Origin of the sequence: Bernardetia aquimarina (genome assembly GCF_042180575.1) — a bacterium.
In the GTDB taxonomy this organism is placed as follows: Bacteria; Bacteroidota; Bacteroidia; order Cytophagales; family Bernardetiaceae; genus Bernardetia.
Genome location: NZ_CP170094.1, coordinates 3349960 through 3372786 on the forward strand (window position 1 = coordinate 3349960; position 22827 = coordinate 3372786).

General features: G+C 31.0%; 12 protein-coding genes. 6 read left to right on the plus strand and 6 right to left on the minus strand.

The genetic code is table 11. From position 1 onward, the window contains the following. Positions 1 to 2: 2 nt before the first annotated feature. The 3 genes from ACE193_RS14280 to ACE193_RS14290 all read right to left on the minus strand — a co-directional run bounded on the left by ACE193_RS14280 (position 3) and on the right by ACE193_RS14290 (position 2334). Positions 3 to 521, minus strand: coding sequence for a hypothetical protein (locus ACE193_RS14280; RefSeq protein ID WP_375558896.1), 519 nt, complete (start codon positions 519 to 521; stop codon positions 3 to 5). Between the two features lie 75 nt (positions 522 to 596). Further along, positions 597 to 1502, minus strand: a complete 906-nt coding sequence (locus tag ACE193_RS14285; protein WP_375558897.1) for an IS982 family transposase — start codon at positions 1500 to 1502, stop codon at positions 597 to 599. A gap of 109 nt (positions 1503 to 1611) precedes the next feature. Beyond that, a complete protein-coding gene (locus tag ACE193_RS14290; RefSeq protein WP_375558898.1) occupies positions 1612 to 2334 on the minus strand; it encodes a restriction endonuclease in 723 nt (240 codons plus the stop codon). Between the two features lie 188 nt (positions 2335 to 2522). Here ACE193_RS14290 and ACE193_RS14295 point away from each other — a divergent pair, with 188 nt between their 5' ends. The 3 genes from ACE193_RS14295 to ACE193_RS14305 all read left to right on the plus strand — a co-directional run bounded on the left by ACE193_RS14295 (position 2523) and on the right by ACE193_RS14305 (position 6304). After that, complete coding sequence (locus tag ACE193_RS14295; RefSeq protein ID WP_375558899.1) at positions 2523 to 3308, plus strand: AraC family transcriptional regulator; 786 nt, start codon at positions 2523 to 2525, stop codon at positions 3306 to 3308. A gap of 83 nt (positions 3309 to 3391) precedes the next feature. Next, a complete protein-coding gene (locus tag ACE193_RS14300) occupies positions 3392 to 4912 on the plus strand; it encodes a S41 family peptidase (RefSeq protein ID WP_375558900.1) in 1521 nt (506 codons plus the stop codon). Between the two features lie 165 nt (positions 4913 to 5077). Further along, a complete protein-coding gene (locus tag ACE193_RS14305) occupies positions 5078 to 6304 on the plus strand; it encodes a BamA/TamA family outer membrane protein (RefSeq protein WP_375558901.1) in 1227 nt (408 codons plus the stop codon). Between the two features lie 140 nt (positions 6305 to 6444). Here the strand turns inward: ACE193_RS14305 and ACE193_RS14310 are convergent, their stop codons facing one another. Together ACE193_RS14310 and hutU are read right to left on the minus strand one after the other, a co-directional pair. Beyond that, positions 6445 to 9672 carry an RNA-binding domain-containing protein gene (locus ACE193_RS14310; protein ID WP_375558902.1) on the minus strand — a complete coding sequence of 1076 codons (3228 nt, stop codon included), beginning with the start codon at positions 9670 to 9672 and terminating at the stop codon, positions 6445 to 6447. Between the two features lie 208 nt (positions 9673 to 9880). After that, positions 9881 to 11551 (minus strand): urocanate hydratase, encoded by a 1671-nt coding sequence (gene hutU / locus ACE193_RS14315; protein WP_375558903.1) that lies wholly within the window; start codon positions 11549 to 11551, stop codon positions 9881 to 9883. A 453-nt stretch (positions 11552 to 12004) separates the two neighbouring features. Between hutU and ACE193_RS14320 the strand changes: the two genes are divergently transcribed. Together ACE193_RS14320 and ACE193_RS14325 are read left to right on the plus strand one after the other, a co-directional pair. Continuing rightward, positions 12005 to 15556, plus strand: coding sequence for a CHAT domain-containing protein (locus ACE193_RS14320; RefSeq protein ID WP_375558904.1), 3552 nt, complete (start codon positions 12005 to 12007; stop codon positions 15554 to 15556). Positions 15557 to 16002: 446 nt separating this feature from the next. After that, positions 16003 to 17175: a hypothetical protein gene (locus tag ACE193_RS14325; RefSeq protein WP_375558905.1), complete on the plus strand. Its 1173-nt coding sequence runs from the start codon at positions 16003 to 16005 to the stop codon at positions 17173 to 17175. A gap of 173 nt (positions 17176 to 17348) precedes the next feature. Here the strand turns inward: ACE193_RS14325 and ACE193_RS14330 are convergent, their stop codons facing one another. After that, the gene (locus tag ACE193_RS14330) at positions 17349 to 17804 is read right to left on the minus strand and encodes a hypothetical protein (protein ID WP_375558906.1); all 456 of its coding nucleotides are present in this window, start codon (positions 17802 to 17804) and stop codon (positions 17349 to 17351) included. Between the two features lie 390 nt (positions 17805 to 18194). Here ACE193_RS14330 and ACE193_RS14335 point away from each other — a divergent pair, with 390 nt between their 5' ends. Then, on the plus strand, positions 18195 to 22643 hold the full coding sequence (locus tag ACE193_RS14335) for an Ig-like domain-containing protein (protein ID WP_375558907.1): 4449 nt from the start codon (positions 18195 to 18197) through the stop codon (positions 22641 to 22643). Positions 22644 to 22827: the final 184 nt, after the last annotated feature.

Here is a 22827-nt window from a genome sequence, read left to right on the forward strand (position 1 = left end):
TTTTACTCACATAATTTATCAAAAAGAGCTTTAGAATAAGGTTCAGATTTTATTTTTTCTTTTGCAAAATTTAGAACCTTTTCCTTATTTATACTTTCAAAAAACTCTCTCCAATTCAATATATTTCTACGTAAATAATTTACGTCTATATTTAGTAGTTTTTCAACTTCTTCTTTTGTTATATTAATCCAGTATAAATATTTTTCCTCCTCATATTCGTCATTTGTTCTAAAAGCTATATTTACAAAAGTAACATTACCCATATCTGGAAAATCTCTAAAAACTCTCGCTGAATTTTCTAATAGTTTTTTGTAAGAATAATACTCTGTTTTTGTGTACTCTTCTTTAAAAACAATTAATTTCTTTTCAAAAGATGTATGAGATAAATCTGTATATCCAGTATTATGTTTTTGACGTTGAATAAAGTCTTGTTTTAAGTAATTTAATTTGCTAATTGTGTAATCTACTTCGTCATTATAAGTAAATTCATATTTTTCTAAATCTTCATAGTTGAGAATCATTAAAGTTATATTGCCATAATCTTCTGCTGTATTCTTTGCTCCTTTTGTGAATCCTTCATTAACGTGAACTCGGTATTAGTTGGGTACAAAAATTCTAGGTTTTTCTGGATATAAATGATATGCAACTATGGTAGCCGACATATGTGTAAAAGCATTTATTGGTTTTCTGTGTCTAGAGTGTTCTATGTCAAAAACAGAAGTCAGAATGTCATTTACAGATTCAATAACTGCTCTTTTTCTGAGGGTGTATTTTTCTTTCAACGTAATAAGTTGATTCTTCATGTTCTTTTTGACTTTAGTAATTAATTTAAGTCCATTTTCATAGAGTTCTTGCCATAATTTTGTCAAGTAGCCTTTGTCTCCGAAGCAACTTCCTTCTAAGTTATTGAGTAATTTTTTCAATAGATTGTGGTTATTGTCAGCCTTGTTAGCTGCTGTGATTTCAAATGCCATCACCTCTCCTAATTGATTGATAACTAAATGAAGTTTAAAACCAAAAAACCAGCCCATTGAGCCTTTTCCTCGTTTTGCAAGGTCTTTAAACACTTTATGCGAGTGAATACGACGATTATCAGAAACTACTATTTTCTTAGAATCTACAAAATAAGTTCCTGTTTTTTGACTTTTAGCACAGAGTAATTTAGCTAACACATACATGGGAAGGCTCACTCTTTCTATGAGTTCTAAAAAACGATTGTAGGAGCAAAGTTTAGGAAAATAAGGTAGTAAATCTGTACTAACAAGACGTTGATAATAGTATTGAAAATTCTTGTAACCAGAGTAGTTATAATAAATCAAAATAGTCATCATTTCACTTGCGCTTAATTCAGGAATACGAGTTGGAGAATGAGAAGAAGATTGACTTTTGCTACCTACCCAATGGCTAGAAACATAGGATTGAGCTTGTAAACAGAACTCATCTACTAAATAAAAAATACCGATTAGTTGGTCTTCATCAAATTTTATATTTTTGTCATTCATAAGGCGAAAAAGGGTTAAAGTTGATTAATGCTATTCAAAAATAACCTTTTTGAGCCTTTTTTGATAAAAAACTCTTAAAAAACAGTATAAAACGCTAAATATCAAGTAGTTAAATACCGAGTTCACGTTCATTAGTAATGACAACACCATGATTAGCTCCTATTTGTTTCAAACGATTTGCAAAACTTTCTATTTTATCAACATCTATTTTTCTGCTATATGCCTTGCATTCTATAGCTATTCTAACATTAATTCCTGCTACTGTACTATTAACTAATGTATCTACTTGTCTTAAAGTTTTACTAGATTTCCCTAAAGTTTCTACATTATAGAAGATGTCTATATTAGGATATTCTAACTTAAATTTTTTGTAAACTCTTTGTTCATAATCTTTCCAATCTTTGACAGGAGAACTTTTCATCATTATTGTAGCTCTATTCTTAATATTTTCTCTTTTTTGTAATTCATAGAATATCATAAGTGTTATGGTGTTAAGAGATTTATTAATGGAGTCCATTGTAGAATTCATTAAGAAATGATTTGTAAAAACTCCTTCACCCAAATTTTTTAAAACTTTCAAACGTTCATTTAAAATAATTTTTTGTCTTTCTTGTAAGTTATTGTAAATATTTTCTAAATCATTTGTTTGCAATTCTTCTATCGTTTGTTTTATCAATATTTTTTTATCAATTACACTTTTATAAAAATCCTCAATATATTTAGAATGATTAATGGTATCAACATCAATTACTCCTAGAGTATTTATAAATTTATCGATTTGTTTAAAGTCAAATATTTGAGATAGGAAATTAATATCTTGTAATGTTTTCATTTTTCAATAGTTAAAGTAAAGTGTAATTTTCATGTAAAATAATAATTTTGTCTAAATAAAACAACAGAAAGCTAATTTAATTAGATTTTTGGCTTTATAAATTGATATTTATTATTTGATTATAATACTTTCCGTTTTCAAAAGAAACAGAACTTTTGTAGTTTTAAGAGAGAATAAGACAACACAAAATGATGAGTATAAAAAAAATAGATAGCCTAGATAATTTTGAAATATTATCAATCCATAATCAGAAAAAAGATTTTCCAAAACACTTTCATGAAACGTTTTGTATTTCCTTAATTGAACAAGGAGTAGAAGTTACTGCTACAAATGATTCTGTTTTGTATAGTGAAAAAGGAAGTATTTCTATTACCAATCCGTATGAAGTTCATGCAAATCCACTTTTGAATAAAGATACTCCTATCTCTTTTACAACTTTATATGTATCTCAAGATGTGGTAAATTTTTGCCTAAAAGAAAAGAATGTCAAGTTTCAAAATAGTCAATTATTCCAACCTTCATTGATACCTTTATTTTATGAAATCAAAAAGTCATTAGATAGTAATAATTCAAACCTAATACAAAAAAATCTAGGTAATCTATTCAATTTACTAAAAAAAACATCTGATACTGATACTAGAAATATATTTAAAAATAACTTTTCTAAGTGGGAGGAGATAGTTTTATTTATCGAACATAACTTAGAAGAAAAGTTATCTGTCGATGGACTAGCATATTTTATGAATATGGAAAAGTTTGGTTTTGCTCGGCAGTTTCGTTCTAAATTTGGAATGTCGCCCATAAATTATGTATTGATGAAGAAAGTCTTTGCAGCTAAAAAACAAATTAATTATCACTCTGAACTGACTGCTTTGGCATATCAATTTGGCTTTGCAGACCAAGCTCATTTTTCTAAAACTTTCAAACGATTTGTGGGAATTGCTCCTAATGAGTACAGAAAAACTTTGAAATAGTCAAGATTGTACAAGTGTAGCTCATTCGTTCTACCGAAATTTGTGAATAGTAAATAAGTTCTCAAATTCAAACAACCAGAACCATGAAAAACATACTCCTCACTATTTTTACTTTCTTTCTATTATCTTTTTCTCTGTATGCTCAAAAAAGTATAGATGATTCATTTTCTCAAAAGAAAATGCAGAAAGATTTGAAGTTATTCAAAAATATTCGTGAAAAAGCGAATTCAGGGCTTTATAAATATCGAAGCAAAAACGAAATTGATAGCATATACAGATGGGCAGAAAATCAAATAGAAAAATCCTCTACTTACCGAGATTTTTATAATATCATTTGGGAACTAACAGATTTTGAAGGAAGTCTTCATAATGGTCTGAGCTTACCAGAAAAAATATATGCTTCTATTACAGCAGAAACAACAGGATATTTTCCTTTTCCTGTAAAGCTCATTGAAGGAAAACTTAGAATGAACATGGATTCTGCAAAAATTCCTTTAGGAGCAGAAATTATTTCCATAAATCAAATGTCAATAGAAGATATTTTACCTAACTTATATAAATATTATACAACTGATGGATTTAACAAAACAGGAAAAGTTATTGGTATAAACGGAAGTTTTAGCTATTATTATCGTCTTTATTATGGCAAACAAAAGCAATTTTTAGTTACTTACAAAACAGCAAAATCAGATGAGATTTTAACTCAAACGATTCAAAGTGTAAGCTATAAGAAACGCAGAAGAAATTTTGTAGAAAAACGTCATTCTTTTTTTTATGATAAAAACTCATATTCTAATATAAAAGAAGATGAATCTTATTACTTTGAGTGGTTAGAAAATGATATTGCCAAACTTACCATAAATACTTTTTTAATAGGAGGTCATGCTAAAGACCCTATTCATATTCGCTATACTGAATTTTTGGATAGTGTATTTACATTATTGAAAGAAAAAGATGTGAAAAATTTAATTGTCGATGTTAGAAATAATGGAGGAGGAACAGACCCAAATGATTTGGTAACTTATTCTTATCTATCTTCTAGAAATTTTATGGAAAACAAACAGGCTTGGGTATCTTTCAATAAAATTCCATATTTGAGATACATCAAAGGAATAGTGCCTTTCTATTTGAAGCCAATCGCTAAAATTATTTATACAAAACAATTAAGAGAAGAGTTTCCTATCGGAAAAGATGGTAAATATTATCAAGATTCTGCTAGTAGCGACCACCAAATTTGGACACCAAACAAAAATGCTTTTACAGGACAAGTATATTTAATGATTACGCCTAGAGTAGCTTCTGCTGGAAGTCTTTTTGCTGCTATGAGTGCATCAGAAAAAAATACGATTGTGGTAGGAGAAGAAACACAAGGAGGATATTATGGACATAACGGACATACATCTGTGAGTTATACATTACCAAAGTCTAAATTAGAAACATTTTTTTCTATTGTAAATTTAGAACAAGATGTACCTAAAAAAGCAAATCAACCTGTTGGAAGTGGTATAAGACCAGATTATGAAATATCTCAATCCTATGAAGATTTTATTAAAAATGAAGATACACAACTCAATTATGTTTTGGAATTGATAGAGAAAAAGTAATTTGAACAGTAAAAGTTCCATTTCTAAAAGACATGGAACTTTTTTTATTTCTAAAAGAATTAACAAAACTCTCAAAAATTTCGTTCTATAATTAGACTTCTTGACAACTCAAAAAAAAGTTGTAGGAAGTCTATTTTTTATCTTTTATTTTACAATCATTGCTTAATGAAAATTACTACTTACAAATTTCTTGTAGCTTTATTTTTGATTATTTTATTTTTCACTCAAAATCAATTACAAGCTCAAAATCAACCAGAAAATCAAGAAAATGTACAAGATTCTACAAAATTAGATTCAGAAGGCAACAAACACAAAACAGAAACTTTTTTTGAAAAAATAATTGATTATGTAGAGTTTAGAAATGAAGCTGATAGACAGCACGATTCTACTCGTTTTCGTAGCAAATTCGTTATTTCTCCTGTGGTGTCTTACAAACCTGAAACAAGTTGGGGTTTTGGAATAGGTGCAAAATGGCTTTTCAAATTCAAACATGCAACAGAAGATACACGCACTTCGAATATGCCTATTTCAGCTCTTTATACACTTCGAAAGCAAGTAGTCATTTCTTCTGGTTATACTATCTTTTTCAATCACGAAAACTGGATGCTAAAAGGAAATATTGGGTATTCTAAATTTCCACAGCAATATTATGGAATTGGAAACAATACTTCTAGCAAAAATGAAGAACTTTTTGAGTATCAAAATATATTAATTGAACCATTACTTTTAAAACGAATTGTAGGAAAGTTTTTTATAGGTGGTGGTATTCGATACAATAATATTTGGGATATGGAATACGAAAAAGATAAATTATTAGAACTAGAAAAACCTCTTGGTTATGATGGTTCTATTTCGGCAGGGCTAGAACTTGCAGCTACCTATGATGATAGAGATAATGTTTTGAATGCTTTTAATGGTGCTTTATATGAGTTTAGACACGCTTTTTATGGAAAAAGAGTTGGTGGAGTTCCTTTTCAGCTAACAAAAGTAGATTTGCGTCAGTATTTCAAATTATCTCATCGCAATGATGTTTTGGCTTTTCAAGGCTATGGTTATTTTAGTGATGGACGTGCGCCTTTGGGAGAACTGGCTGCTCTTGGTGGAAGTGAACTAATGCGTGGTTATTACAAAGGTCGTTTTTTGGATAATAATATGTTAGCTGCACAAGCTGAATATCGCTTTTCTGTTTTTGCTCCTATCGGAATGGTTCTTTTTGCTGGTGCTGGAGAAGTCTATCATCAAATTTCAGATTTGCGTTTTGAGGATATAAAAGTTGGTTATGGTGCAGGACTCAGACTAAAAATTGTAAAATCTGAAAACCTAAATCTTCGTTTTGATATAGCAAAAGGCGAAAAGATTAATTTCTATTTTGGAATTGCAGAAGCATTTTAATTAATGAACCTATTTAAACTTTCTGAGTGTACTTAAAAAACAAAGTATTAAATCAAAATCAATTTGAAATTACACTTAAAAGCATTGTTTGTATTGAACAATGCTTTTTTGTTTTTCAGAATATGCTAACAATAGGAAAGTTAAATTCTTTCACTAGATTTTTTACGTATAAATTTTGCTAACTCCTTACCTAGTAATTTATCAGTAGAAGATAAGTTTCTTACATATATATCTTCAGTAGGTTTACCTTCATCGTCTTTCAATAAGAATATTTCCTCTATTGATTTTTTTACCTTAACTATTAATATATCTCCTTCTGTAAACTTTAGAAATTCTTTTTCTAAATGTGTAGAGGAAAAACTATCTCCAAAATATTCTTTGATTTTTGCGTCAAAAAACTTACCAAAGCCATCTCTATTTTGTTCATCTTTGAAACTAGCATAGTCTTTCTCTAATCCAAATATTTTTTTATCATCTGAAACACCTAATAATAGAACGCCACCACTAGTATTAGCAAAAGCTGCTATAGACTTAAATGCACTATGAATTATTCTTTTCATAGCTTTCGAACCATTTATTTCATCAATTTGAGCATTAATGCCCATTTTTGCTTTGTCATTTGGATTGTTCTTTAGTTTGTCTTGAAGTATTTCTAATCTTTTTTTGGAATCTCCATTAGGAACAGGAGTTTTGAATGTAGATTTGAATTCCATATTTTCTCCTTCTTCTAAGTTAATTTTATCTTTCCATTCCTTAATTTTTTCCCTTGTTTCTCTTTCTAGCTTATCTTCTTGATTTTCAGCTAATGAAAAAACACCATTCTTTATATAATCTCTAATTCTTTTCAAATTCTTAAGCGAGAAGTCTAGAGCTTCATTTTTATTATCTGTCTTCTGTACTTCTGACAGAAGTAAGTTATTTGCTAAGGTTGTTTTGGCTAAGATTTTGAATATTGCATGTGATTTTCCAGCATTGGAATGCTTTTTAGCGTAATCCATTAAACTATAATTTTGATCTTCATCATCACTATTAAATAAACTCAATACCTTCACAAAGAAAATAAGTTTTTCTCCCTCTGAAAATACCTCAAGTGTCTGTTCCTGTATATTAATTGCTTTAATAGTCTCTCTAAAAATATCATAACCTTCAAAAGAATAATTCTCTATTAAAATATCTAAGTCATTTAATGCTGTAAAATATTGTATGTATATGTTATGAAGATAAGAACGAGCATTATTTATATTAGCATAGAAGTGTTTAGCTATTTTTATAGAGTTTATTTTATTTTCAAAATTCTCTTGTGTCATCGCAAATTGCTCTAAAATTCGTCCTTTTTCTATCTCTATAGTCTTATTTATGTCTTCTCTTCTATCATATAAGTTTTCTTCGTCTATTCTATGGTAATATGTTCTATCATGGGACATGAATTTTTGATAGTACTCTTTATAAGGTGTATCTATCAATTGTTCAAATCCAAACTCATATCTTCTTTTATATTCTTCAGTTTTTAGATTAATTACATAAATTTTTTCTCCGATTTTAAAAAACTTTTCTAAATGATATTTATCCCAATGCCCATCAGCTAAATTACTCCTATGTAGCAAACCATCTCCATAAGGTGTTGAGACAAAAACTCCATATTCTACTATAGAAATTACTGAAGCATGTACCACCTCACCTACTTCTAACAATCGTATTAAATTTTGAGAGTAAAAATTTGGATCATCTAAGTTTAATTGTTTGGCTATGAAAAAATTAAATTCTTCACTGTATAAATGAATTAAAACATTGGTTTCCCATTCAATATTTTCGCTTGGATATCTTTTTAAATCTAGGTCATATATATTTTGATCTAATAAAAATCCTTTAGTATTTTTGATTTCAACTTTATATCCTTTATAATATTTTTCTACAATATTTACTTTATGTATTCTTTCCTTTTTTTGCTTTATATCCTGCCAATAATCTGATGTATAGTGTAAATTTGGATTTTTTTGTAAACTCTCATCATTTAAACTAACTCTATTATTTTCAAAGGAAATAGGTAGTAAATATTTTGTATTCTTATTTGAAAGAATATAAAAAGCGTAATATAGTAAAATTTCTTTTTTTTGTATTTGCTGAACTTTTTGAGAAAAAAAGCGCATTATTTGTGCAGCTATAAGGTTGCTTTGTAAAATTTCACCAGTAAGAGAATATATTAAATATTGACAATATGACCAGTTTAGAAATACACTTATCTTACTCTCTTTTTCTTGGGATAATTCTGTAGACTCTATAAAATAGTCCTCATTAAGATTTTCAAAAACATAAGTTTTTTTATTAGATTCAATTATATTTCCTATTTTATTAAGATGATATTTTTGAATTTCATCGATTTCAGATAAACTCAGTATCTTCTCTATAAAAAGTAACTCATTAGTGTTTTCAAAATTACATAAAGATATATACTCTAATAATTTTAAAGTATCTACCTCTGTAAATGTTAATAAATAATCATTATCATTTTTTATTAGAAAATTTAGTATATCTATCCTTATTGATAATTTTTCTATTACATCTTTTATCTTGATTTCTGTATCTAATTTTCTATCATCATTGTTAAAAGCATTTAAAATTGGACTATTGATAATCCACTCTTCAATTTCTAACCAAAGCATTGCAATTTCTAAAGCCTCTTTATATCTATTTTCTTTTATGGAGTTATAGAAATATTTTGGTAAAAAAATATTACAATAAGTAAAAACCCAAAAAGCACTCTTAGATTTATACTGAGCATATAAATCAGGGTAGTCTACTTCAATGATGTTATCTAAATAACATAAGAAATAATTATTTCGCATTTTTTTATCTCTTATTATTTCTTCAAAAGAATAGAAGTAAGGATCTTTAGATTTTTCTTGACTTAAGTTTAGTTTAGTATTAATATCTATTACTCGACATTTTATAATGTCGTCTTTTTGTAAAGTGTTCTCTTGATTAGGCAAAGCTGTAACATCATATTCGTAACCTAATGAGTCTAACATTTTAATTACCAAAAGTTTTCCACCTGTTTTGTTGTTAATTTTATTAACGACTCTTTGAAATTTAAAATCATATATTTCACCTTTTTCATATAGGGGATGTCTATCATCTTTTGTTCTTAACTTAAAATATCCATTTTTTGTGTAACCTATAATTTCACAATATATATTGTTATAATTCCATAACTCATTGTTTTGCCAAGGTAATGCTCTTACTTGTATAGAATTATTATCTATATCTAATATTATTGAGTCTATTAAGTTACCTCTCTTATCTGTAAAACTACCAAACCCTTTTATATCAAATTTATAAATTTTATTTAGTTCGTATTTTTTTCTATTCATGGCTTTATAGATATAGTGTTATAATATTTGTATCATTACAATAATACAAAGTAAAATGAATATTTGCAATTTTCGTATTGATTTAATTGTACTAAATTAAGTAATATTGATAACTTTACAGTTTGTAGTAAAAAATAATTTCTTAATATAAAAAAAGCAGCTACTTTTTGATAGCTGCTTTTTCTTGAAAATTTTATTCTAAAATCCCTTACCCCAAATTCTTCTTCAAATTCAGATTAAATTCTTCTGCCCAGTCTAAGGCTTTTTGATAACCTGCATCGGCATGACGAAGTACGCCCATAGCAGGGTCGTTGTGCAACACTCGTTTGAGTTTTTCGTGTGCTTCTTTTGTTCCGTCTGCCAAAATTACCATTCCTGCGTGGATAGAATAACCCATTCCTACGCCTCCTCCGTGATGTATCGAAACCCACGTCGCACCACCAGCCGTATTGATAAGTGCATTCAAAACAGGCCAGTCTGCCACAGCATCCGAACCGTCTAGCATCGCTTCGGTTTCTCGGTTTGGAGAAGCCACCGAACCACTATCCAAATGGTCTCTTCCAATTACGATAGGGGCTTTCAAAGTTCCATTTTTGACAAGTTCATTAAATGCTAAAGCTGCTTTTTGTCTTTCTCCCAAACTCAACCAACAAATACGAGCAGGCAAACCTTGAAAAGCAATGCGTTCTTGCGCCATTTTTATCCAACGGTGCAGCGATTCATTTTCAGGGAATAATTCTAACAAAACTTTATCACACTCAAAAATATCTTGCTCATCGCCCGAAAGTGCCACAAAACGAAAAGGACCTTTTCCTTCACAAAACAAAGGACGAATATAAGCAGGAACAAATCCAGGGAAATCAAAGGCATTTTTTACATCTCGTTGGTCTAATGCTTGTCCTCTTAGGTTATTTCCATAATCAAACGTAATTGCACCTCGTTTTTGAAGTTCTAACATTTGTTTTACGTGGTGCGCCATTGTATCTAGTGAGCGTTCAGTATAATCTTTCGGATTGGCTTCTCTAAGTGTATTTGCTTCTTCTACACTCATATTTTCAGGAAAATAACCATTTAAAGCATCGTGAGCAGAAGTTTGGTCAGTCAAAGTATCAGGCGTAATATTTCTATCAATCAATCTTTGAAGTAAATCAATGATATTACAAACTACACCGATAGATTTGTTTTTGCCTTCTTTTTTATATTCTAATGCTGCATCAATAGCCTTATCAATATCAAAATATTTTTCATCTAAATAACGAGTTTCTAAGCGTTTGTCGATTCTCCATTCTTCCATTTCAGCAGCCAAACAAACGCCTTCATTCATTGTGATTGCGAGTGGCTGCGCTCCACCCATTCCACCAAGTCCTGCTGTTACGTTCAATGTTCCTTTTAGTGTTCCGTTGTAATGTTGTCTTGCTAGTTCGGCGTAGGTTTCATACGTTCCTTGTACGATTCCTTGTGTTCCGATATAAATCCACGAACCTGCTGTCATTTGTCCGTACATCATAAGTCCTTTTTTGTCTAACTCGTTGAAGTGATCCCAAGTTGCCCAACGAGGAACAAGCATAGAATTCGAAATCAAGACACGAGGAGCGTCTTTGTGAGTGGGCAAAATGGCAATCGGTTTTCCAGACTGAATCAAAAGTGTTTGTTCATCAGACATATTTTTGAGAGCTTTTACAATCAAATCAAAGGATTCCCAATTTCTAGCAGCTTTTCCAATTCCACCATAAACAACTAAGTCTTCTGGTCTTTCGGCTACATCTGGGTCAAGATTATTGTAGAGCATTCTCAAAACGGCTTCTTGTTGCCAGCCGTGTGTGTTTAGTTTTGTTCCTGTTGGCGTTGCGCCTTTTTCGGTTGCATTGGTAATGGTCATATAAATAAAATTAGAAATCAGATTTTAGAAGTATGAAGTAAATAGGATTAATTACGAATGTAAATTACTAATTATCAATTAATTACAAATTCGAAAATAGTAATTTATTTAATTTTTATTCCATACAAAGTAAAGTACAGTTTAAATCCAAAGTTCACAAAGAACACAGAGGAATAAAATGAATTTATAATTAATGACTTACCTTTTTCTATCTAAATCTATTTGGTGTGTTTGCTATTTATCTAAAACTCTAAATTTACAAAATAATGGAAAGAAATTGAAGTTAATACAGTTATTTACTTTTCAATAAAGCTTTGTGGATGGAGAAATCTTAGTGACAGTTGTTGAAAATAGCAAGGTAGAGATAAATTTGCATTCTATTTTACTACAAATTTTATTAGATTTGTTTTATTCAGATTTTGAGAAATATTCCAACAAAACAACTACTTTACTATGAAAATTAAAATTAATTATATTTTATTTTTTTTATCCGTATTCTTTTTTTTCGCTTGTACATTTTTATCGAATGCTCAAAATAAGAATGAAAATGATATTTTTTATCAGAATAAAATAAATTCTTTTTGGCAGAATAATCAAACAGATAGCACTTTAGTAGCTTACAATGAATATTTAGCAGAATTAAATCAAAAAAAAGATACAGAAAAGTATATTCGTGTTCAAGTACAAAGACTTAAAATAGGATATTTAGTTGGAGATACAGAAGTCATTGAAAAGTCAATTCAAGAATTAAAAGAACTAAAATTAAATCAAAAAAAAGAAGCTGATTTAATACATCAAGTTATCTTTCAAGGGGCAAAATATGAGTATTGGAAAGGGTTTTATCAAAAAGCAGTAGATTTATTCGAAGAAATTCCTAATTACAAAGAACTCAAAAGCTATCATTTAGCCAATCGTTATGCTAGTGTAGCAGATATAAATTTAGATTTTTTGAAGATAGAAAAATTTGAAGATTCAAATTTTGAAACGGCATCTGAACAAACCGAAATTCTTAGCCAGCTTTTTACGTTGTACGGAATGCCTAATGAAGCTCTTTCTTATGCTCAAAAAACGATTGATTATCTTCCCTCAACTGCCAATAAAATTGAAAAAATAAATGCTCAAATTCAGTATGTAGATATTTTGTTATTAGATTTGTTTCAAATAAAAGAAAGTCAAATTTTTTTAGATAAAATTGAAGAAACAGTAACTAAATATGCAACTCAAACAGAGTTAGAATTGCGTTGGTTTTGGCTTTCGATGAGTAAGTCTTTTATCGAACGAAAGACAAAAAATAGTTTGATAGAAAGTGATTCGGTGTGGGCAATCTGTCAGAATTTTCCAGTTACAAATGCTATCGTTTACGACCATATCAAAATGAGAAGTGTTTTGCTTTTGCAAGCTCGTAAGTGGGACGAATCGGAAGAGTGGTTAGACAAAAATATAGAAATTTTTACAAATTTATACTCTGAAAAATCGCTTCAAGTAGCTCAACTGTATGCTCATAAATCGCTACTTTATTTTTATCAAAATCTATATCAAAAATCGCTTGATTATTCAGCTAAAATACTAGACAATCCTGTTGCTTCTGTCAATTTAAAGATAGATATTTATAAAATTAATGCTATTGCATATTCAAAATTAAATAATTATGATAAATCATTTTATTATGCAGAAAAATATTTAAAATTAACAAAAAAAGCATTAGGCGAAAATCATGTACAAGTAGCAAATGTCTATTCTTTGTTGGCTAGTATTTATAGGGAACAAGGAAATTTGCAGCAGTCAGTAGAATACGCAAAACGTTCTATCGAAATATATGAAGCTCAAAAAGAAGAGAGTTTTCCGACATCTATTTCTCGTTCTCATCAAGTTATCTCAACAGCTTATCTCAAATTAGGAGAAAATGAAAAAGCTCTTTTTCATACCCTAGAAGCAAAAAAAATACTTGAAGAATTATTTTTAAAGAATAGGTTTTATGTTCTTGCTCAAACTTATAGTAGCTTGGGAATGGTGTATAGAAATCTTGATAACTATGATTCTGCTTATCAGTATTATCATTTGTCTTTAGCTGCTGAAAACTCATTACCAGAAAAAAATAGAAATAAAGTAAGTATTGGAAGAATCTATAATAATTTGGGTTACGCCTTCGAAATGCAGCAAAATTATGATTCTGCTATTATTTATTATAATAAAGCATTACTAGAAAAAGAAAATAGTAAGCAAAATTGGAATAGTGCAAATGTATTGAATAATTTAGGAAACTGTTTTGCAGCCATTTCAGATTTCAAAAAAGCAGAGTATAATTATCAAAAATCACTTGAGATAAATATATTAGGAAAAGATTTTGCAGATTTGGAAGTAGCTTTAGAGTCTCACAAAGGTTTGGCTGATTTGAGTAGTTTTACTTTTTCCGAACGACTAAATTATTATAGAAAAGCAGATGAGGTAATTGATAAAATGCGAGCGCAATTACATACTGATACTGACCAGTTAATTATCAGCAAACTGACAGCCGAAATTTATGGAAAAGCTCTTTCTACTTGTTTTGAAGCAACCAAAACAAAAAATGTAGAAGAACAAATTTATGAAGATGCTTTTTATTTTGCAGAAAAAAATCGTGCTTCTTTACTCCGAAAACAGACACAAGAATCGCTTGTTTTGGCTCAAGTGCCTGAAAATCTGCGAAAATTAGATATAAATTATAGTTCTTTATTAGATTATTATCAACGTGAAGTTTTAGAACTGGAAAGTCAAGATAAAACAGAAAGTCAAATGACGAAATTAGCTTATTACAATCAGCAAATTTTGGAAACTAGGAACAAACATCAAGTACTCAAAAAAGAACTCTCAGAGAAATTTAAGAGTTATCAAAATCTTCAAAAATCTACGGAGTTAGTTACTACACAAACCATCAAAAAAAACTTGAAAGAAGATGAGCAAATGATTGTTTATCAATGGTTTGAGCCTTATTTGTTTGTTCAGATAATTAGTAAAAATAAGCAGTTGTTTTATAGAATAAAGCCAATTAATTTTGAAAATACGTTAAAAGAATATCGGAATTGTTTAGCAAAAGATTGTAATGCAGAAAAATTTGTAACTCAAAGTAATGCGCTTTATAAAATTCTTATTCAACCTATCGAATCGCATATCAAGGTAAGTAAAAAGCTCATTATTATTCCTGATGCAATTTTACAACAAATTCCTTTTTCTACTTTGGTCAGTACCCCCAAGCAAGAGAGTAATTTATCGTATCAAAATATTAATTATCCATTATTAAATTATCAAATTTCCTTTCATTATTCGTCCTCGCTTTGGGTTTTGACAAGGCAAAAGAAAGATGTAAATTATGAATATGAATTTATAGGATTTGCTCCTGTTTTTAAAAATCTTGAAAATGAATCTCTTTTAGCAAGTAATAGAGGTAATTTGAGTCCTCTTCCGTACAGCAAACAAGAGGTAGAAGAAGTAGCAAATGTATTTATCAATCAAGGCAAAAAGGCATTGGCATTTACACATTTTCAAGCAAATCAAGAAAATCTGAAAAGCTATGCAACCAAAACACGAAGATTGCATCTAGCTACACATAGTCAGACCTTTACAAAAACACCCTTTAATTCTCATATTTGGTTATTTGGTAAAGATTCTACTCAACATGCTAAAGAAACTGTGCAGCAAATCTATGCAAGCGATTTATATGGAATGTCGTTTCCTAATGAGTTGGTTGTTTTGAGTAGTTGTCGTTCTGGAGTAGGACAAATGGTGGAAGGAGAAGGTGTAATTACGCTTACTCGTTCGTTTCTAAATACAGGAACAAAAAATATTATTTTTTCGCTTTGGCAGATAGATGATTTGGCTACAAAAGAACTTATAACACTCTTCTATGGCTTTGTAGCTGAGGACAAAACCTATTCAGAATCTTTACAATTAGCCAAACAAAGATTATCTAAATCAGATACTTTTAAAAATCCTTTTTATTGGTCAGGAATTTTACTAATTGGAGAATAAAAAAGATTTTTTTGTTAAAAATATTTTTTAAGTCATTTAAAAGTACATTTTGGCATAGATTTTTGACTAGGTTTTGCAAATGTTTAATCTTAGGAAAAGAAATTTATTATACTCAATTAAAAATGATTTTCGAAAATACATGTCTTTAAATACCGTGTAACGTAAATTACTTTACATTTTGTTTTTTTCCTCAATGACGGTTCAAACGCACTAAAATATAGTCAAAGGCAAGCCTTTAACCTACAAGCACCGTTATTTTTAATATAAAAAAAACATTGCAAAACTTATGTTACGCAGTATTAAATAACTGATAATTTAGATATTTACATTCGTAATTTTTAATTAGCTTCGCTGCTTTGGCAGGTCATAATTGCTTCTTATGTTTTGTGCTGTAGAATATTCATTATAATCACTAAATTTAACTATCACTTAATCTATTCAAAATTATGAAACTTCATCTACCTAAATCTACCATAAATTATTTATTTTATCGCTCTTCTTTATCCATTTTTGTTGTTTTATTGCTTATCGTTTCTGCTTGTTCTTCTGGTAAAAAAGCCTTACAAAAAGGTAATTATTATGAAGCAACATTAAAGGCTGTCGATAGATTGCGCCAAAGTCCAACCAATAAAAAGGCACGTCATACACTTGGAGAAGCCTATTATAGAGCCGTAGAAGAAAATTTAAGAACAACACGTACATTAGATACAAAGGTAAATCCTCTCAACTGGGAAAAAATAGCTCAAAGTTATGGAAGGATTAATGAAATGGGTAACGAAATTCGTCGTAGCCCTGCTGCTTTACAAATTGTAAAAAATCCGACAAGTTATTTGTCTGAAGAAATCAAAGCAAAAGATAAAGCTGCCGAAGCTCGCTATAATGAAGGAGTAAAAGCCATGGCATTGAATACTAGAGAAGATGCAAAAAAAGCCTATTATCATTTTGTAAAAGCTGATGAGTGGGTGAAAGGCTATAAAGATGTCGCTACTAAAATACCAAATGCTAAAGAAGCAGCTACCTTGAAAGTATTAGTTCAGCCAATTCAAGTACCAAATTCGTTTAGTTTGGGAAGAGATTTTGTACAAAGTCAAGTCATGGAATATCTGAATACAAATCGTAGAATGAATGAATTTGTAGTATTCTATTTGTCTTGGGAAAACCCTAATTATTGTTGTGCTGACCAGCTTTTGATGATGAGTTTTGATGAATTTACGGTCGGACAAGTCTTTTTGAAAGAAAAAACAACAACTGCAATAGATAGTGTCAGACGTACTATTCGTTTGGATGATGGTTCTTCAAAAACAATTACAGATGCTGTAAAAGCTGATTATACACATCATGAACAGTATGTAGTTTCGAATGGACTTTTAGATGTACGAGTAATTGATGCTAAAACAAACCGAATTTTGATGCAAGACAAATATCCAGGGGAGTTTGTTTGGAGAAATGAATGGGGAACTTATCAAGGCGACAAACGTGCATTAGATAATGACCAAGAAAAAGCAACTAAAGTTCGTCCTGTTTCTCCACCTCCTCCACAGGATTTGTTTGTAGAATTATTTAAACCTATTTATGACCAACTGACAGGAAATATTAAAAGATTTTATAATAATTATTAAAAGAATTATGGGTGGTGTTACACAAAGTATGATTTTTTTAAAGCGTTTTAGAATAGCAAAATTATGTAACTAAAAACGACCCACAATGCCACTGTTAGTGTTTTAGCGAAGCGACACCAACAACCAAATAATTTTGAAACTCATTTATTTTCTCAAGAAAATAAATGAGTTTTTTAGTTTAAAAGTTCGCTTTCAGTTTCAGTATAATTATCTCCTTTATCTAGTTCTCTAAAATAAAAAACGATTGCTCCATTAGCAGAAATTTTGAGTTCTGAATAGCCTTCTATTTGCATGGTTTCTAGTATCTTTTTGGATTCTTTAAGACTAAGGTCTGTTTTCATGGCAAGTTCGGTAGGTGTGAGATGTCCTCCATTTTGAGAGGCTGCTTCTAGGATTTGGCGTTCGTATTTATTCATCAAAAACTTACGTTGTCCTATACGTGAAGCTCTCCATAGAAAAAAACCTGCTAGAGCTGGAATTCCACCTAATGCAAATCCACCTAATAAGCCATCAATTAGTTCATTTCTTCCATTATTTATGTTACCTAACATAACAACAAAAAAGATGCTTCCTAATACTATAAAGGTCATTCCAATTATTTTTCCAAGTTGATATTTAAGTGTTTGCATAATAATGATAGCTTAATTTGGTGTTAATTTTAGTATGGTTATTTGATAAATTAAATATACACTTTTTTTAGAGTTTTTACAATTCAGTTTTTGGAAGAATGGTTAGTTTGCTTAATTGCACTTTTTCTTTAATAATTAGTAGTTTGTTTTGAAAAAAATGTTTTTTATAGAATTATAATTTGAAAAAGGGGTTTTTAAGGATATTTTTATTTAAAAATGTTTTGATAAAATATTGGAATTCTAAAAAAAAATCTACAATTTAATGTCTAGTTCAGATAATGCTCACTACTACACAGAAGTTTTGACACATTTAAACTAATCAAAACTCTGTTACATATAATAACTTTCAATTTAATCTATTCAATTTATTCTTAATCTTTAACAATTAATATGTATTTAACTTTACAAAATCCGAAAACTCGGATACAGAATGCTCTAAAGGTAGGGTGGTCTGCTATTTTATTTATTGCGTTATGGCTAGGCATTTCGCTTAGTGTCTGGGCGCAGCCTCAATATAATATGACTCCTGTTAGTGGAACTTTTACGCCTATTACTGGAGGAACTGATGTAAACAGTATAGAGGTTGATACAGGTCTATCAGGTGTTCTTCCTATTGGCTTTACTTTTACTTATGATGGAATACCATATACAGAGTTCAAGGCATCTTCAAATGGATTTATTACTTTTGGAGTTGCGACTACTTCTTCAGGAACAACTAATGATTTAGATGATGGCAGTTTTAGCACAAATAGTATGTATCCTGTCCTTGCTCCTCTTTGGGATGATTTGGATGGTGGTGATGCAGCTGGAGCTAAAGCAGCTTATGTTTTAACTGGTACTGCTCCAAATAGAGTGCTTACAATGGAGTGGCTTAATTGGCAATGGAGTTGGCTTGCGTCTAATCCTGTCATCTCCTTTCAAGTAAAATTATACGAATCTACTGGAGTTATAGAATATGTATATAATCAAGAAGCTGCTGCTGTAAGTAGTGCTAGTGCTTCTATTGGTTTAACATCAGTTCATACAGGAACAACAGTAGGCTTTATATCTTTAAGTGATGCTAGTGCTGCTCCGACAACAAGTACTGTAACTGAAACAGCTAACATTAATACAAAGCCAGCAAACGGGCAAATCTATCGTTGGACACCAGCATTATTTGGTCTTACTCCTTCTGATAATACTACTGGAATAGATCTAGATGCCAATTTAGATATTGTCTTTTCTAGTGGTATCCCTGCTATCGGAACAGGAAATATAGAAATAAAGAAAGCAAGTGATAATAGTGTGGTTGAAACCATTACTTTACCTTCTGCTCAAGTTACAGTTACAGGACAAACAGTAACTATTAATCCAAATACTGTTTTAGATTGTAATACTGAATACTATGTAAATGTTCCTGCTTCTGCTATTACTGGTGTAACTGGCTTTACAGGTATTACCACGATGACAGACTGGTCATTTACTACTACAAATGCTTGTTTCACACTTGCACCTGCTGATAATACGACTGGTGTAGCAACTGATGCTAGTCCTGCAATGACATTTTTATTTGGAACTCCAACGAATGGTACAGGAACTATTGAGCTAAGAAAAACAACAGGAGCAGTATTAGTAGAAAGTTTTGTCTTACCTTCTCCACGTTTGTCTATTGCTGGAAATACAGTAACTATTAATCCAACGAGTGTATTAGATTGTAATACTGAATACTATATAACTATGCCTGCTACTTCTGTGAATGGTGTAGGTTTTACTGGAATTACTTCTGCTACAGCTTGGTCTTTTACTACTAATGATCCTACTGGAATACCTATAACCCCAATAGAATATGATGCTAATATCACTACTCCATTGCTCATAAATGATGCTTCTGACCCAGTAAGTACACAAACTATTACTGCGACTAATACAATAGCTACTAATAGCCTTAGGGTATTTGTGGATATCACACATACTTTTATGGGAGATATAGATATGACCCTTACTCATGTTGCATCAGGAACTACTATAGATCTTTCTACAGATAATGGAGGTTTAGGTGATAATATGCTTACTACCTTTGATGATGCTGCAGTAACTTCTGTAGTTGGAGGTACTGCTCCTTTTACAGGAAGTGTAAGACCAGAAGAGCCTTTAAGTACATTTAATGGATTAACTTTAGATAGTGATTGGACTTTGACAATAGTTGATGATGCTGGTGGAGATGATGGAACTTTAAATAACTGGAAGTTATTGTATGTTCCACCTTCAGTAGATGTCAATGCAACCTTTACCTTCTCTCCTGCTGACAATGCAACAAACGTAGCACCTAACTCAAACTTAGTAATTGATTTTCCTTATCCTGTAAGTGCAGGAACAGGTGATATTACTGTTCGTAATGCTTCAACAAGTGTAGTTTTGGAAACTATCCCAGTAGGAGATGCACGAGTAACTTTTAGTGGTGGACAGGTAACAATCAACCCTACTATTAACCTACCAAGTAATACTTCTATTGCAGTACAGTTTCCTACTGGAACATTTCAGTCTTGTAATAACCTCAATGTAGTAGGAATTACAGATAACACAACTTGGAACTTTAATACAGTAAATTGTTCTTCGCTTACTATTAATGCAGGTGCAGACCAAACGGCTAATCCAAATACAACGATAAATTTAAACGCAGTTGCTACTGGGGCAGTTGCTGGCGCAACGTATTCTTGGATACCTACAACAGGTCTTAGTAATGCAACTATTGCCAATCCAACTATTGCCAATCTTACTACAACGACTACTTATACAGTTAAGGTAACCAATCCAAATGGTTGTGAAGCAACAGATAATATTATTCTGACAAGTTCTTGTGATGCTTTAGTAGTAAGTGCAGGAACAGATCAAAGTATTACTTTTGGTACAGATGTTACTTTTGCTGGTACTGTAACAGGTGCAACAGGTGCTTTAACGTATGCTTGGACTCCTACTACTGGTTTGAGCGATCCAACGATACTAAACCCTGTTCTTACAGGATTTACTACACCTGCTACTTACACACTTACAGTAACTGATGCAGGTACAGGCTGTGTCAAAACAGACGATTTTGATATAACTATTGCTTCTTCTGGAGGCGGTGGAGGTGGTGGAAACACTACTGTTACTGCTCCTTCTTTGAGCATTACAAGTGTAAACTCAACTTCATTGCGTTTAAATTGGACAGGTGGAGATGCTGAAAGTTATACTATTTATCGTTCTACGTCTTCTTTTGGAAATAATTTTACTCGTTTAGGGCAAGTAGGTTCTGCTGTTGCAACTTATTTGGATTCTATGCTAATGCCAAATACTCAATATTATTATTATGTACAAGCAACAAGAGGTTCATTGTTTGAAAACTCCAATAGAGTATCTGACTTTACCTATCCTTCTGCTCCTACGGTAGCAAGTTTCCAAAATGCGTGTATAGGAACTGGAGCACAATTTACAGTTCGTGGAAGCACAGGATTATATACTGTATATTCTGCTGCAACAGGTGGAACTGCCGTAGCAACAGGCGATTCGACAGGTGTAATAACTACTCCTACTTTTGCAGACTCTACCACGTATTATATTTCTGCTGTGGGTAGTCGTTATGAAAGTACACCTCGTGTAGCTGTAAATGTAATTACAAGACCATTACCAACTGCTACTATGTTAGGAGCTGATTTGCAAGAATCTTGTACAGATAGTCTTACTATTATGGCTGAAGCTGTTGAGGGTGCAACTTATACGTGGTACTCTGCTAATTCTCCAGTAGCTACTACTTCTACTCCTATGTACACTACTAATCGTGATGGAGTATATTCAGTTCTTGTAAATAAAGACGGTTGTGTAGCTCGTTCTAATACAATTCGTGTGCGTGTAAACAGAGTATCTCCTGCTGAAATTAGAGGTTTTGCTAATCGTGAGTTCTGTGAAGTAGGAACACTTGAAGCTATACAAACAGATTCAGCTTCTTATGAATGGCAACGTAATAATGCTGTTGTAGGAACGGGAAGTACTTTAGAGGTAACAGAATCTGGAACTTATACTGTAACAGTAACAAGTATCTTAGGTTGTGTGCTTACTTCTACTCCTGTAAATGTAACAGTTATTACAGTACCTCAACTAGATTTACAGTCTTCTGCTCTTGATTTCTGTGAAGGTACAGAAGGTGTAGAACTATCTGTAAACTCTGTGAGTGGTGCTACTTATGAATGGTTGAGAAATGGACGTAGAATCCGTACTACTTCTACTCCTTCTCTACAAGTAAATGTAGGTGCAGAATATAGAGTTCGTGTGATATTAAATGGAAATTGTTCAAGAACTTCTGACCCAGTTACAGTTACTCGTAATGCTGCTCCTGCTGCAAGTGTTAGAGTATATGGAGATAGCATCAAAGTCGTTTATGTTGGAAATGTAGCTATTTCTAGTGTTTCTTGGACGAAAGATAGTGTTGCATTTGCTGCAACTACACAAGCATTTGCACCAACCGAATCTGGTCTTTATGTAGCAACAGTTACGTATGAAACAGGTTGTCAAGTAGTTGCTTCAGGTGTTAGTTATATCAAACCACCAGAGCCACCAGTAGTAGTAGGTGAAGAAGATGTAGAAGCTCTTGGCTTTATGCTTTTCCCTAACCCAACTGCAAGTAAAGTAAACTTAACATTTGGAGATGCTTTCAAAGGAGAGATTACTCTTACACTTACTGATGCAATTGGTCGTACTATTCAAGTAGTGAAAGTAAAAGCTACTGAAGCTGCAACGATTGACCTTTCTAATGTGGCAAATGGTAACTATATGCTTACCATTGCTTCTGATGATAAAGTAGTTACTCGTAAGATTATTCGTGAATAATTCTTTCTAAACAAAATCAATAAATTCAGCATTGATTTTGTATAAAAGTAAAGGCTATATATTTCTAATTAATTAGAAATATATAGCCTTTTTTATTTTGAAAAGGTGTAGTTGTAAAGTTTTACAATATTTTTCTACCTAATAAAAAAACAATTTTACCGAAAGAGAGTATTTAAAAAGTCAT